Annotated in this window: 11 protein-coding genes and 1 pseudogene; 5 read left to right on the plus strand and 7 right to left on the minus strand. The window is 36.1% G+C overall.

Annotation, left to right across the window (positions count from 1 at the left end; translation table 11 throughout):
* Positions 1–79: 79 nt before the first annotated feature.
* The 6 genes from MWJ95_RS21175 to MWJ95_RS24555 form a co-directional block, all read right to left on the minus strand.
* Positions 80–223, minus strand: coding sequence for a hypothetical protein (locus tag MWJ95_RS21175; protein WP_249107176.1), 144 nt, complete (start codon positions 221–223; stop codon positions 80–82).
* A 208-nt stretch (positions 224–431) separates the two neighbouring features.
* A complete protein-coding gene (locus MWJ95_RS21180; RefSeq protein WP_249075571.1) occupies positions 432–2,471 on the minus strand; it encodes a TRAP transporter permease in 2,040 nt (679 codons plus the stop codon).
* Positions 2,468–2,983, minus strand: coding sequence for a DUF1850 domain-containing protein (locus tag MWJ95_RS21185; RefSeq protein ID WP_249075572.1), 516 nt, complete (start codon positions 2,981–2,983; stop codon positions 2,468–2,470). The genes MWJ95_RS21180 and MWJ95_RS21185 overlap by 4 nt, the downstream gene beginning before the upstream one ends.
* 115 nt (positions 2,984–3,098) lie before the next feature.
* Positions 3,099–4,091 carry a TAXI family TRAP transporter solute-binding subunit gene (locus MWJ95_RS21190; RefSeq protein ID WP_249107177.1) on the minus strand — a complete coding sequence of 331 codons (993 nt, stop codon included), beginning with the start codon at positions 4,089–4,091 and terminating at the stop codon, positions 3,099–3,101.
* Between the two features lie 452 nt (positions 4,092–4,543).
* Positions 4,544–5,095 carry a superoxide dismutase family protein gene (locus MWJ95_RS21195; RefSeq protein ID WP_249075574.1) on the minus strand — a complete coding sequence of 184 codons (552 nt, stop codon included), beginning with the start codon at positions 5,093–5,095 and terminating at the stop codon, positions 4,544–4,546.
* A 320-nt stretch (positions 5,096–5,415) separates the two neighbouring features.
* Positions 5,416–6,198 (minus strand): LysM peptidoglycan-binding and 3D domain-containing protein, encoded by a 783-nt coding sequence (locus tag MWJ95_RS24555; protein WP_283164808.1) that lies wholly within the window; start codon positions 6,196–6,198, stop codon positions 5,416–5,418.
* Between the two features lie 229 nt (positions 6,199–6,427).
* Between MWJ95_RS24555 and MWJ95_RS21210 the strand changes: the two genes are divergently transcribed.
* The gene (locus MWJ95_RS21210) at positions 6,428–6,649 is read left to right on the plus strand and encodes a polyribonucleotide nucleotidyltransferase (protein ID WP_249075575.1); all 222 of its coding nucleotides are present in this window, start codon (positions 6,428–6,430) and stop codon (positions 6,647–6,649) included.
* Positions 6,650–6,681: 32 nt separating this feature from the next.
* Complete coding sequence (locus MWJ95_RS21215) at positions 6,682–7,809, plus strand: response regulator (RefSeq protein WP_249107222.1); 1,128 nt, start codon at positions 6,682–6,684, stop codon at positions 7,807–7,809.
* A 245-nt stretch (positions 7,810–8,054) separates the two neighbouring features.
* Here MWJ95_RS21215 and MWJ95_RS24660 read toward each other — a convergent pair.
* A pseudogene (locus MWJ95_RS24660) lies at positions 8,055–9,039 on the minus strand (GGDEF domain-containing protein).
* 590 nt (positions 9,040–9,629) lie between these two features.
* On the opposite strand from MWJ95_RS24660, the gene MWJ95_RS21230 reads away from it, so the two are divergent.
* The 3 genes from MWJ95_RS21230 (at position 9,630) to MWJ95_RS21240 (ending at position 14,601) form a co-directional block, all read left to right on the plus strand.
* Positions 9,630–12,671, plus strand: a complete 3,042-nt coding sequence (locus MWJ95_RS21230) for a hybrid sensor histidine kinase/response regulator (protein WP_249107180.1) — start codon at positions 9,630–9,632, stop codon at positions 12,669–12,671.
* Between the two features lie 263 nt (positions 12,672–12,934).
* Positions 12,935–13,624, plus strand: coding sequence for a response regulator transcription factor (locus tag MWJ95_RS21235; RefSeq protein ID WP_249107181.1), 690 nt, complete (start codon positions 12,935–12,937; stop codon positions 13,622–13,624).
* Entirely contained in the window at positions 13,621–14,601 is a 981-nt protein-coding gene (locus MWJ95_RS21240) for a sensor histidine kinase (RefSeq protein WP_249107182.1), read from the plus strand. The genes MWJ95_RS21235 and MWJ95_RS21240 overlap by 4 nt, the downstream gene beginning before the upstream one ends.
* Positions 14,602–14,611 lie beyond the last annotated feature (10 nt).

Below are 14,611 nucleotides of genomic sequence, written 5' to 3' on the forward strand. Positions count from 1 at the left end.
AAAATGAATTGTATATGCAAAAAACAAAGAACTGCGTTAAAAGTTATTTCCACTTTTAGCACAGTCCTTCAAATATTTATTATAAACTTGTAAAAAAACCTTCTGGATATTCTTCATAATGCACCATCGTTATTTGCTCCTCATTATTTTCCTCTTCTATAGTAAGCTCCATTTCCTGATCCATTAGATACGTTTCAAATTTTGAGTTCAACAACTTTTTCATTTAATCACCTCTCTATTCAATTTGATAGAATTTTCTGATAATTGTATTATACAATGCCTTTTGGAAAAAAAGCAATAAACGATGCTCATTATGCATAAAACATATAAAAACAATCTACATTTTAGATCAATTTCGACTTAACAAAAAAGAGATGTATCAAATTATGATACATCTCCTTTCAAGGAAAGACTTATAAACGTAAGCCCCTCTAAGCTACAGCACTAGTTTTACCTTTTTGATCATCATCACCGTTCCCTTTATGCTGTGTTACATATTGAATAACAAACATAACCACAAAGATTGCTAAACCAGTCCAATCCGAGAGTTTCTCTGGATAGATGAGAAGTAAACCAGCTGCAAGCGCAATAATGCGTTCAAACCAAAGCAACTTACGATACCAGTAACCTATTACTCCCGCACCTATCGCTACCATTCCTGTAATGGCCGTGAATACTACCCATATAATTTCAGGTATAGTTGTATCAATCATTAGCAATGCAGGTGAAAATACAATCATATACGGAATAATAAACGCTGCAATAGCAAGCTTCGCTGAGTTTACACCAGTTTTAATCGGATCTCCCCCAGAAATTCCAGAAGCCGCAAAAGCAGCTAGTGCAACAGGTGGTGTTATATCAGCAATAATACCAAAGTAGAATACAAAGAAGTGTGCCGATAATAAAACGACTACCGGTACTAATTCCTGTGGTGTATTCGGTGACAATAATGCCACGATCGCAGGAGCAGCAATTGTTGACGTAATGACATAATTTGCTGTTGTCGGAGCTCCCATCCCAAGAATTAGGGATGCAATCATAACAAAAATTAATGTTAAAATAATACTACCGCCAGCTAATTGTACTAAACTATTAGCTAAACTTAGGCCTAGACCCGTTTTCACAACAACACCTACGATAATACCTGCACAAGCTGTTGCTGCTACAACACCAAGTGCTGTACGGGCCCCATCAACTAATGCATCAATAATATCCTTAGGTTTTAAACGTGTTTCTTTATTAAACATAGCAACACCAATAGAAATAAGAATACCGTAAAGCGCCGCACGCATTACTGGTGTACCTGTTAACATTAAAACGATGATAGAGATTATCGGTAATAGAAGGTAAATTTTCTTAAATACCTCTCGACGATTTGGCATTTGATCATCACGCAAGCCTTTTAAACCCACACGTTTCGCTTCAAAGTGAGTCATAATCCAAATACCTGTAAAATAAAGCAATGCAGGTATCGCCGCCGCCTTCGCAATATCCCAATATGATATTCCGCGACCGATAAATTCAACCATTAAAAACGCTGCCGCACCCATAATTGGAGGCATTAACTGCCCACCTGTAGACGCCGCTGCCTCTACTGCACCCGCGAACTCTTTACGGTACCCAAGCTTTTTCATCATTGGAATCGTATAGGATCCAGATGTTACAACATTCGCTACAGAGCTTCCCGAAATCGTACCTTGGAGTGCACTTGAAAATACCGCTACTTTTGCAGGACCACCAATTAATTTACCTGCAAGAGATACCGCTAAATCATTAAAGTATTGACCCACACCTGTTTTGACAAGGAATGCCCCAAAGAGTAAAAATACAAAAATAAATGTGGCTGAAACACTAATCGGTGTTCCAAAAATTCCATCAGTTGTAAAGTACATGAGATTAACAATACTCTCTATATCTTGTCCTCTGTGTGCCATAAAATCCGGGAAGTACGGTCCGAAATAGGCATATATTAAGAAACATACAGCAATGATGGTAATCGGTAGACCTACTGCACGGCGAGCTGCCTCAAGCACTAATACGACAGCTATGAGACCTACAATAAAATCAGTTTGCGTAATGGTACCATTACTATTGACAAGCTCTGTATAATTTATCGTCCAATACGAACCTACTACAATGGATAATACAGCTAAAATATAATCGAACCAAGCTATTTTGTTTTTCGCTGCTTTTTTTCGAGCAGGGAATAACAAGAAAATTAGGGTCAAACCAAAGCCTAAATGTACCGTACGCTGAATTTGCGCTGGGAATTGGCCTTTAATTGCTGTGTAAAGCTGAAACAATGAAAATGCTAGTAATCCAAAGAAAATGACATGTTTCATAATGCCTGATACAGTCCGGACATTGGATTCAATATCATATTTCTCAAGTATTGCTTGTTGCTCTTCAGCCGATATTTGTTCGAATTCTTCTTTTTTTACATCGTCGTTTGATTTATGCTGAGTTGTCATTTCATCCTTACTCCTTTCCATTGTTCATAAAGCGATAAACGCTTCACCTCAAATAAATAGGATTTTCCCCTTTGTAAGTCTTTTTTTAAATCGTATTCATAATTCTCGTAATCTAATACCAGATCTAAATCCAAATCGCCTATATAAATCGTAAAATTTCCAATGATTTCATTGTCAAACTGCAAAAAATATTTACCGTTTCGTTCTGTTAATGTTTGATTTTTCTCTGCATAGCTTGGCATACCGATTGCTAAACTTTCATACTCCATCCCTAACATTTGAATACTTGTTCCGTCTACGCATTTATAATGTTCGAGTACATCCGTTTTATGGATGGAGTGAGTGTATCTAATTTCAAATGTATCCTCAGTTGTAAGTGGTATATAATGCACTGCCGGGTCATTTATACGTGTTTCCGTAAATGCGAATACCTTTTGAAGAGGAAGAAAAATGACTACACTAATGCAAATACATAAAAAAGCTAAAACAATTATTAACGTTCTCTTTCGCACTACATCTGTTCCCCCACTTAAAAAGCTATTCGTACGGAAGAAAAGAGACTCGAAGCTTTACGCAATCCGAGCCTCTTCGTATTAGAAAACCCACATTCAAACTCCGAACGTTCTGTTATTTCTTTTCATCAAAGTATTTTTGAGCACCAGGGTGAACATCAATACTAATACCATCTAAACCTGTCTCCGCTTTGATAAACTTCCCTTTATCGTGGGAAATTTTATCTGTGTTATTATAAATAGCTTTCGTCATAGAATAAACAACATCTTCTGGAAGATCTTTTTTCACCGCTAGCATCGCAAGTACTGAAACTGTCTCAGTATCTTTTGCAAGACCATACGTACCAGCTTTTACTGTATCTTTTGTATAGTAAGAGTATTTAGCAATTAACTCATCCGCTTTACCCGCATCCATACCGATGATATTTACTTTAGTTGTTGCATTTAATGCCTCAACAGCTGCTGTTGGCGTACCCGCAGTAATAAACGCTGCGTCGATTTGGCCAGATTGAAGACCGTCAGTAGACTCACCAAAGTCAAGGTTTTGTGCTTTGATATCATCCATTTTCAAACCATGAATTTCAAGTAATTGTTCAGCGTTTGCGTAAGTTCCAGAGCCTGGAGCACCTACAGAAACCTTTTTCCCTTTTAAATCTGCGTATGTTTTAATGCCCGATGCTTCCGTTGTTACTAATTGTACTGTTTCTGGATAAAGTGCACCTAAAGCAGCAATTGAATCGATTTTTTTACCATCAAACATCATTGTTCCTTCAGTAGCGTAATAAGCAATATCTGATTGAACAAAGGCAATTTCACCTTTACCCTCTTGCAAAGCTGTCATGTTGGCAGCAGACGCTTGAGATACTTCAGCAGTTGTTTTAATGTCCGTCTCTTTAGAAATTAAATCAGCAAATGTCCCACCTAATGCATAGTAAGTACCCTGTGTTCCACCTGTTAATAAGTTCAAAAATTTCGGTTTAGCAGATGCTGTCGAACTACCCTTATCCGAGTCCTTTGAACTTGTTCCGCTATCAGACCCACATGCAGCTAAAATCAATAGTGCAAAGGCACTTACTAGCATTAATAGCCTGAATTGTTTTTTCTTCATAGTAACCTTCCCCCTTGGTTATAAATAATAATCTATTTAAAATTATCAAATATAGTATAATAATGTCAATCTATTTATTGTAAATTCAGTCTTTTATAATTATACTATACCCCTTAAAAACCCTACATTTTTGAATTTCATCATTAACTTCTTCGCACTAAGATTATCTACATTAATACACTAAATTCTTTTTCCAAGAAAACATTTTTTATGGCTATATGTATAAAAAATGCATATCAATCATTGAAATAACCTTTTCCTTCTTCTCTAAAGTGAGGGGTTATTTGTTAAGAGGAATGTTATGTAGATCCATTGATTCACGTGAGGCTAGGCGACTCCTCTGCTAAAATTGGATTTCGGAACATTAATCATTTGTTGTCGATTTTTACCCTTAAAACAAAAATACTGTATCTAAAGTGATTTACTTTGGATACAGTGATTTATTTATTGATTTATTGAATAATGCCACAAGCAATTCTTGCACCAGAATTACCGGAAGGATCTGTTTTATAATCGTCCTCTGATTCATGGATGATTAATGTAGTGCCACCATCACGTAACAATGAGTTAGCAGCATCTTTTTCTAAAGTTAACCCTTCAGCTAAGAAATTCAGATCTACCTTTCCATCTTCTCCAACTTCTAAATTCGGAAGATCCCCTAAATGATATCCCTTAGGATTTAACTTCCCATGCTCTTTATGTGTTGGGTTAAAATGCGGACCTGCCGATTCGAATGTTGGTGGCTCACACTTCCCAACAGAGTGAAAATGAATGCCATGTGTTCCAGCTGGCAATCCAGATAGTGCGAGTGTAACCTTAACCCCATTATCCTCTTCCTCAAGATATGCATTGCCATAGCTTTCATTATTTTTACCAATTACTTTAGCGGTTGCAGTTGGTCCTGAACTTGCGTTAACTGCCACTTTTTGCTCCTTCTTCTCAAAGAAACCACAACCACCGACAAATACTAATAACGAAATAATAATTAAGCTCATTTTTTTCATAAAAATACCTCCTCTATTTCAGATGGTTGCCAATAATCCTTCCACTTATGCAATTTCACTTAGATTTTGCGAATAATTGGTATAAGAGTAAATACTGTGGACTTAGATTTTAATGGATGTTGATTCTTTAAAAAATAAAAGGAATATCTCCAATTCAAATGAGATATCCCTTACTTAGCTCATCACCAAAAGTTGTCGATGATATATGTTCAAACGTATGCCATGTATATAGATTGATCTTCGTTACGACCTGGCGACTCCTCGCAGATCAGAAGAACGGAAATCAACTATACGCTATGACAGCACCCTCTTTTCTTACACTAATTCAAAATTTTTACTGTGACATTTTTGACGCCCCACTGACGAGCTTGTCCCTCGGTAGGAATAAATACATCAATTTTATTACCTTTTATCGCTCCGCCAGTATCTGCTGCGATTGCTTCACCATAACCTTCAACCCAAACCTTTGTACCAAGAGGAATTACACGTGGGTCTACAGCAATTACCTTTAAGTTTGGATTTGATCTTATATCTGTTCCATTTGCCGTAATCCCTGAACATCCTTCACAATACGCTGTATAGGCTGTTGCCCGCATTGTTAACGTTTTGCCCGTATTCGCTGGAGCACTTACAGAGTTTGTGCTTGATGTTGTTACTTTCTTCTTACTTATTGTTGTTGCTACTTTTTTCGTTTTGTTTTCAGCAGTTTTAAGTTTTGCCGACGATGCTTTGATAGCTAATGTTTCGCCTACATAAATCAGATCAGATGAAAGGTTGTTCCATTCCTTTAGTTCTTCCACCGACACACTATTTACACGTGCAATTGTAAATAATGTATCCCCAGCCTCAACAAAGTGTTGGTCTTTCATTGGATTATCATTTTTCGTTTCAACTACATTTAAATTTTGCTCTGGATAAAACCATTGCGCATCTGAGTCAATGATTGGCTCATAATCTCCTAAAGTTAAATTGTAAATTTTCGAGATTCCCCACAATGTGTCGTATGGATTAAAAGCGAGTTTTTCCTTTGCAAATGACGGACTGATAAATAGACATACTCCCAAGGTCAATGTTACAGCTAAAGCTAAAGCTTGTTTTTTCATATTTTGAACCTCCATATTTTATTATTTTGCAATCTGCTGCTAGCACACTAGAGTTAGGTACTTTTATGCAAGCTAATGCAATCAATAACTCAGGCTAACGGACCTGATAGTACGAATTATTTCTATAAAAACGGAAAAATATACAACTTCAATGATATTTTTGGTAAATTGGCCATTTTGAAGGAAAACATTAGAACTCTACTTGCCATTTTTATATGTTGGAAAATCGATGTTTTTATACGATAATATGGTAAACGAGGAATGTATGATGGAAATTAATACAATAATGTCTTCTCAGATTATGGAGCTACAACAAACAGTAAAAATGAGTGTTTTGCAAAATGCGCTTACTCTAAATACTGTAGCTGCTGCCGATTTATTAAAAGCTTTGCCACAGCAGCAAGTGACCATATATCCGTACAAAGGGTCAGTCATTGATATTTCCATTTAAAATATTTGAAAGTTGGTGCCCTTTTGATTCGAGTGATAGTAATGGATGATGAGCCATTAGCTCTTGTAAACATGGAGAAAAAGTTAAAGGAATTTAATTCAATTGAGGTCGTTAAATCCTTTACAACTGTAAAGGATTTACTTGCAGAGGGCCCACGCTTGGATTTTCAAGTAGCCTTTTTAGATGTTGAAATGCCTGGCATGAACGGTTTAGAGGTTGCACAGCTATTAAAAGAGTGGAACAAGAATATCTTTATTGTATTTGTCACTGCGTATCGGGACTATGCTGTCCAAGCATTTGAAATTAACTCCATTGATTATTTACTAAAGCCTATTTCAAAGACTCGTCTAGAGACAACTATTAATAGAATCCAGGACCTTCACCTAGAAAATAAATCGATTCCCATACAAATACAAAATAAACCTGTGCTTACAATACAATGCTTTGGCGGATTCGTTGTTTTACATAATAACAAAGCCGTTCATTGGAGAACGCTTAAAACGAAAGAATTATTTGCCTTTCTTTTTTCCAATCTTAATAACCATGTACCACGTGATACAATTATCGATGCTTTATGGGCAGATACAGAAGTCAAAAAGGCAAGAGTACAGTTACATACAACAGTCTCCTATCTAAGAACGACGCTTTCAGCATTGGGCTATTCAGAAGTCATACAGTATGCAAACGGCTGCTATATTTTACAACTAGAGGATTTTCAATGTGATGCCCATGAATTAGAACATATTTTAAATGCTAAATCAGAGACTGGAAAGATTAGTATAGAGAGAGCTGAAGCACTAATACAAAGCTACCAAGGTGACTATATGGCCTCATTAGATTATCCCTGGATGACTAGTAAAGCCAGTTTTATGAACAACAAATTTACGCTTTTGCTTCATGATTTAGTAGAGCATTATACAGCAATACACGATGTAAAAAAACGAGAGCAAATTTTACTTTTAACGATAGAACATAATCCATATTCCGATAAAACCATCCAACAGTTAATGAAGCACTATATTGAAGTGGATAATCGAGCGAGTGCAGTAAAGGTTTACCATAATTTTAAAAACACCTTATTAGCAGATCTCGATATTTTACCAAAGCAAGAAACGACCGAACTATTTAATGCTATATCTGTTGAAAATTTCAACCTTTAAAAGGCATCGAGAAGAAAACTCTCGATGCCTTTTATCTTTTATTCATTTTATCAAATATTAAATCATGGTCTTACCACCATAGCGTGGGGTTGATTTCTGTTCCATCTGGGCGCTTTATAGCTGCCGCTTCGCTTTCGCACAGATAAAATATTTGTTGCTGTCGCTTCGCTTTCGCACAGATAAAATATTTGTTGCTACCGCTTTGCTTTCGCTACAAAAAACATTTGTTACTGTTTATGGGCGGATTATATTTCGATATTTATTTCATTATTTTTCAAATGATTTTCAGCGACACAGATACGATTTTTTCCTGACTGCTTCGCCTTATATAACGCCCGATCTGTAATTGTAATTATTTGGTTAGCAGTTTTGATATTTGCTGTAAATGCTGTAATGCCGGCAGACATTGTAACAGGTCTCCCACATGTAGCATCTAACATCGCCTGCTTAACGCGTAAATTCTCCGCTAACGCTAAAGCTGCATCTATTGTCATCGATGGCAATATCATCATGAACTCTTCCCCACCGTACCGAGCCATGTTGCTCAATGTTCTCTTGCATATGGTTGGCGAAAGCTTTTAAAACTTCATCGCCTACAATATGTCCATAAGTATCATTTATACTTTTGAAGTCATCTAAGTCTATTAAAACGATTACATGTGGCACTTTATTGATGATTAACTCATTTAAAATTTGATCCATCCTTCTACGGTTAGGAATTCCTGTTAAGGCGTCTAAATTCAGCTGATTTGTTAAATTACCTATTTTGCTTTCTGAGCTAGTAGCCATATTTTGCACTACTTTTTTCAACTTATGTGCTTCGTAATACCAGTCATTAATTTCCTCAAACGTTTGTATTTCTTCTCTCTCCATGCTAGTAGAAAGATTTTTTAAAGGTCGTGCAATTTTGGAAGTAAGCCATACAGCTAATACAAATACTATGACTAATCCTATTAACGAGGGAACAATTATACTTTTTATGAACGCGCTAGATAAAACTACTCTTTCATCAAGTAACTTGTTAACCACTCTTGCCACATCAGGCTCAATCGATTTATCTTGATTTGGTTCTTTTAGTTTTTCTTGTACGAAACCCTCTGTTATTACAGTGATTTCTTTCACATAATTTTCTTGCATAACATTTTTATTTTGCATAAGTATATCATTAAAATTTCGGTAGCTACCCCAAATACTAATACTAGAAGTCGCAAGTACAACAATTACCGTCATACTAACAATAACAAACGATAACTTTAACTTGAATTTACCCACAATAGATCCATTCTCCCATTGATATTTAATTCCTTTATCATACGTTACCCCTCTTAAAGAAAACTTAAAAACTTGAAACTATAGATTTATCATTAATTGATAACAGGGTTTTTTATCGATATTTTACTTCATGCGCTCATTTTCAGCTGGTTTCTACTCCTGTGCGAAGGCATGGCGACAGCAATACAAAGGAGGAAGACGAGCTGTCCTGAGTAGAAATCAGTCCTTTCTGACTAGTCTGAAAGTAGCTTTTTTATAAATTTTTTATTCCAATTTTCTAAATTTCATGGCATGGTAAATATAGGTCTTTTAACTTCTTTCAGCAGGTGTTTTCGTAGCGAAAGCGAAGCGTCAGCTTCAGAAGTTAAAGCCTCCAGCGGATATCACGGAATCGGAAAGGAGTTCACAGAGGATGTTAGCCTAAAATCATCGCATCCATGCGATAACGGCTAACTGCCCTGCGTCATGCAGGCCTAAGCACAAAGCCGATTTCAAACGCAATTATGCCGAGGCAGAATTGCTTACAAGAAGAAAATTTGGAGGTTCTTATGTCACTGTTGAAAAAAGCGACTATACGACATTCACTTTTCATTATTTTAATTTTTTTAGTTCTTACTACACTTCGTTTACTATGGCTAGTATACTTTCTCCCTTCCGATGATCAACCAACTATCCAGGAAGGTGTATTTGATATACGGGATCAGCAGCTACCCGATGAAGAAGGTCTTAGCTTAGACGGTGAATGGCTCTACTATCCCGGATTATTAATAGATCCGTTAAACACTGTTCATAACAAGTCTCTCCGATCATTTGAACAAGCTACCCGAGTGGTTCCTACACGAGATTCTGAGACAACTGCAGAACGATATGGTTCATACCGTTTAAAAATCTTACTCAATGACAATGCTTCCAAAGATCATCGCTATGCCATTGAGATTCCTTCAGTATCAACCGCTTCAGCATTGTATATTAACGGGAAGTTAGTTGAACAGTCTGGAACAGTAGCTACTGATTCACAAAATCATCAAGGCCAAGCCGCTCCTTATACGTTTTACTTTACAAATGAGCAACCTGAAATTGACTTAATTTTACATGTATCTAATTTTGATACATCAGCAGGCCCTGTCATTGATAAAAGAATTCTATTTGGCTCTGCTGCAGCTATGGCACATCAACAAATGATTAATAATTTATCTCTTGCTACAATTTCAATAGCGCTGATATTGTTCGCACTTTTTAGCACTCTTGTGTTTTTGTTTATACATCCAAAACCAGTTGTTTTACTATTCACAGTAGGGTTTCTATTGCCATTATCAGATGAATTAGTTTCATATGATAGATCTATACTCACTTGGTTACATCTCAATTATGTATGGTCATTTAAGTTATCCACTATTATTTATCTCGGAGCTTCTTTTTTCTTTGTTCAATTTATGCGCGTTTTACTAGTCAAATATCGTCATGCTAAATGCTTTCAGTGGGTCTTTGCATTCTATGCCCTTTCAGCATTTCTCACTGTCGTCTTACCGATTAATTGGTTAAACACAATAAACTCTCTTTACTATATACTTTATGTCATTTCATTTTTATCTGTAGTAGTACTCGCTTTAAGAGAATATCTTGGAAATCAAAAACAGAGTACTGCTTTTATAGCACTGACAGCTCTCGGAACAATAAATGGCATCATGTGGGGATATTTTAAATCCATCTATAATTTTGATATACCAACGTACCCATTTGATTATTTATTTATCATGCTCGGTTTTGCGAGTTATTGGTTTAAACGTTTTTTTGAAAATCAGGGGCAAATTAATCAATTGATTGCTAAATTACAAAAAGACGATGCATTAAAGGATGAATTTTTATCCAGCAGCTCACAAAAGCTATGGGATCCCATGAATAAAATGATTACACTAGGACAGTCCATTTATGATAATCCAAACAATAAGCTCATGGCTGATGATAAACAAAACCTAAAGCATCTAATTGATATCGGGAGGAGCATGTCCTTTACTTTAAATGACATACAAGATTTTACTCGTTTAAAGGAAGGTAAGTTACATCTTCATAAAAAGAACGTTAGCATTCAAAGTGTAGTTTATGGTGTTTTTGACATGTTACGCTTTATAACAAGTGGCAAACAGATACAAATGAACGCAATGATTCCTAGGTCATTTCCTCATGTAGTGGCCGATGAAAATCGATTGATTCAAATTCTTTTTAATCTCCTACACAATGCCATTAAATATACGAGTGCAGGATCAATAATAATTAGCGCCCGTATAGAAAATAATATGGCTGTTATCCATATCCGTGACACTGGGTTAGGAATGGATAATGCTACCCAAAGTCGACTATTTTCACCTTACGAACAAGAAAATGACAACAATAATGGAATCGGTCTCGGGTTATTAATTTCAAAGAAACTCATCGAATTGCATGGTGGCACTTTGCACATACATTCTATACCTGACAAAGGATCGGATGTTTATTTCACATTGCCATTAGCCAAGGCAGATATTAAGGAGGAGCAACCCTTTTTCGAGGAAAAGGACATGGAACTTCCTGTTGAAGAAAATAAGGCACCAGCGATAATGGAAAAGCGATTTAATATTTTGATGGTCGATGATGACCCTGTAAACTTAACAATTATGCGCAGTTTATTTGCAACAACAGAATATGCTGTTACTACTGTTACTAGCAGTGAGAAGGCATTAGAATTGCTACAGCAAGATGAGTGGGATTTAGTCATTATTGATGCGATGCTACCTTATATATCTGGCTATGCATTAACTGAAATTCTTCGAGAACATTACTCGTTGCTTGAATTACCTGTCTTAATATTAACGGCTCGAAATTATCCTGAGGATGTTTATATCGGTTTCGCCCATGGTGCAAATGACTATGTGACAAAGCCCATTAATTCTTTAGAGTTAAAGGTAAGGAGTAGAGCCCTAATCGATTTGAAATATAGCATCAATCAACGACTACATTTGGAAACAGCTTGGCTTCAGGCCCAAATACAGCCTCATTTTTTATTTAATACATTAAATTCAATTGCATCCCTTAGTACGATCGATACAGATCGAATGATTGACTTAATGCATCATTTTGGTGAGTATCTCCATGCAAGCTTCGATGTGCGGAATTTACAGCGAGTTGTGCCACTTAAGGATGAGTTAGAGCTAGTACGATCATATCTCTACATTAACCAGCAGCGTTTTGGGGACTTATTAAACATTGAATGGGATATTGATGACCATATTAATATTGAAATCCCCCCTATCTCCTTACAAACATTAGTCGAAAATGCAATTCGTCATGGTGTATTGAAACAGGAAGAAGGCGGTACAGTTTGTATCCGTATTAAAGATTTTCTGGATTATGTAGCTGTAAGTGTTATAGATGATGGCGTCGGAATTGATCCAAGTATAATAGATGAGCTACAATCCGGCAGCCATTCGTCAAAATCTGGTGTTGGTCTACGTAATACAGATTTACGTCTTAAAAGGATCTACGGACAAAGGTTACAAATTAAAAGCAAGATAAATGAAGGTACAAATATCACTTTCCATATCCCTAAAAAATAAATCTAAGAGGTCATCACCTTCCCAATTGGGTTGGTGGTGGCTGTTTTTTATAATTTCAGGGTACAATCACTATATTAAAGTAAATACTTTTAGCTCTTCGCCAAAAGGTGATATTTATTAAAGCACATGCTAGTAGCAACTCCTTGAGGATCAGCGCGTACTCCGCAAGTGAAGTGGCTGAATGGAAATCACACATTATGCTTACGAGCCGTATTTATGGATATTTAAAAATCAGGATACATTAATAAAGAAAGGTCGATACTATGCACAAAATATACATAATAGAGGATGATCCCAATATTTCAAAGATTATTGTAGAGCATTTATCAAAATACCAATTCGAATGCTATACCGTCCAGCAATTTAATCATATAGTAGAAGAATTTCAAGCTATTCAACCACATCTCGTTGTTATGGACATTAACCTACCAACCTATGATGGGTACTTTTGGTCGCGTAAAATCCGTCAGCTATCCAAATGCCCGATTATCATCGTATCTGCGCGAGTGAACGACATCGATCAAGTGTATGGTATTGAAAATGGCGCGGATGATTTTATCACGAAGCCCTTCTCGTTAGATGTACTGATGGCCAAGGTGAATGGTCTTATTCGTCGTACATACGGGGAGTACGCTTCTTCCGAATCTAATTCAATTTCCATTGCTAATACAACTTTAAATGCGAATACCGTTCGTCTTTATACGGAGCAACACGAGAGCTTGTTAACATTAAAAGAGATGCAGCTTAGCAAATTACTATTTGAAGCTTATCCTAATGTTGTCCCTCGTCAAAAATTGTTAAGTGCTATTTGGGATGATGAAGCCTTTGTTGAAGAAAACACTTTATCTGTTAATATTGGCCGATTACGAAAAAAATTCGATGCTATCCAATCTAGACTAGAAATTAAAACCATTCGTGGACTTGGTTATCAATTATCGGAGGCTGAAGAATGAAGCTTTTCTTTCGAGATCATCTAAGTGTCATCATTCTTTATTGTGCATCCTTTCTTTTATTACCTTGGATTATTCATTCATTAGATGATCTTTCTTCACATTATCTTTATTTTATCTTTCTCGTTAGCTTTATATTTACTATTTGGCTAATTGGACGTTATTATCGCAGAAAAAAGCTCTATGCTCATTTACAGAACAACACATTAACAAGTAATGATCTCCATCTGCATGAACCGCAGTCCGGGATAGAGCAAGCCTATAGCCAAAAACTACGGCAAATGCAATATTTATACTTAACACAGCAGCAATATTTAGAAGAGCAAGAAAAGGAAAAGCAACTTGTGATTTCACATTTTGCTCATCAAATGAAAACGCCATTGTCAGTTATTCAGCTGATTATCCAATCTAATACAACTAGCCAATCAGAGCACTTGCAAACAATTGATCATGAATGCGAAAAGCTGACGTTTACCCTCAATCAGCTACTAACTTATGAACGCACGTCCAACCTAGTAGCTGATTTAAAAATAGAAGCACTCTCCTTGAAAGAGCTTATGAAGGAAGTTGTTAATGATTTAAAGGATTATTTCATTGCCAAAGAAGTTTTTCCAAAAGTGACGATAGGTGAAAATACGATTATTTATTCAGATCGAAAATGGTTAAAGATTGTGCTTTATCAAATTATCAATAACGCTATAAAATACGGTGAGTCTCAAAGTTCTATTCAAATCATTTATGATGGGGCTACTTTAAAAATTATAAACAATGGAGAAACGATTCCTGAGAGTGAAATTTCACGCGCCTTTGATTTATTTTATACAGGCGTGAAAGGTAGAACGAGTGGCGAAGCAACTGGTATAGGTTTGTATTTAGTGAAAAAGATTTTAACTGTATTAGAGCACCCTTTTACTTTACAGTCTAATGAGCGCGTCACTACCTTTTCCATAGACTTTTCAAAGAGCGTGAGAAAATCATGATTATATGCTC

Origin of the sequence: Lysinibacillus sp. Bpr_S20 (assembly GCF_023337835.1) — a bacterium.
GTDB lineage: Bacteria > Bacillota > Bacilli > Bacillales_A > Planococcaceae > Lysinibacillus.

What these genes read in the sequence shown, in the direction of transcription:
- MWJ95_RS21175 (WP_249107176.1), bottom strand. Translation starts at nt 223, where the DNA reads ATGAAAAAGTTGTTGAACTCAAAATTTGAAACGTATCTAATGGATCAG.
- MWJ95_RS21180 (WP_249075571.1), bottom strand. Translation starts at nt 2,471, where the DNA reads ATGACAACTCAGCATAAATCAAACGACGATGTAAAAAAAGAAGAATTC.
- MWJ95_RS21190 (WP_249107177.1), bottom strand. Translation starts at nt 4,091, where the DNA reads ATGAAGAAAAAACAATTCAGGCTATTAATGCTAGTAAGTGCCTTTGCA.
- MWJ95_RS21195 (WP_249075574.1), bottom strand. Translation starts at nt 5,095, where the DNA reads ATGAAAAAAATGAGCTTAATTATTATTTCGTTATTAGTATTTGTCGGT.
- MWJ95_RS24555 (WP_283164808.1), bottom strand. Translation starts at nt 6,198, where the DNA reads ATGAAAAAACAAGCTTTAGCTTTAGCTGTAACATTGACCTTGGGAGTA.
- MWJ95_RS21210 (WP_249075575.1), top strand. Translation starts at nt 6,428, where the DNA reads ATGTTTTTATACGATAATATGGTAAACGAGGAATGTATGATGGAAATT.
- MWJ95_RS21230 (WP_249107180.1), top strand. Translation starts at nt 9,630, where the DNA reads ATGTCACTGTTGAAAAAAGCGACTATACGACATTCACTTTTCATTATT.
- MWJ95_RS21235 (WP_249107181.1), top strand. Translation starts at nt 12,935, where the DNA reads ATGCACAAAATATACATAATAGAGGATGATCCCAATATTTCAAAGATT.
- MWJ95_RS21240 (WP_249107182.1), top strand. Translation starts at nt 13,621, where the DNA reads ATGAAGCTTTTCTTTCGAGATCATCTAAGTGTCATCATTCTTTATTGT.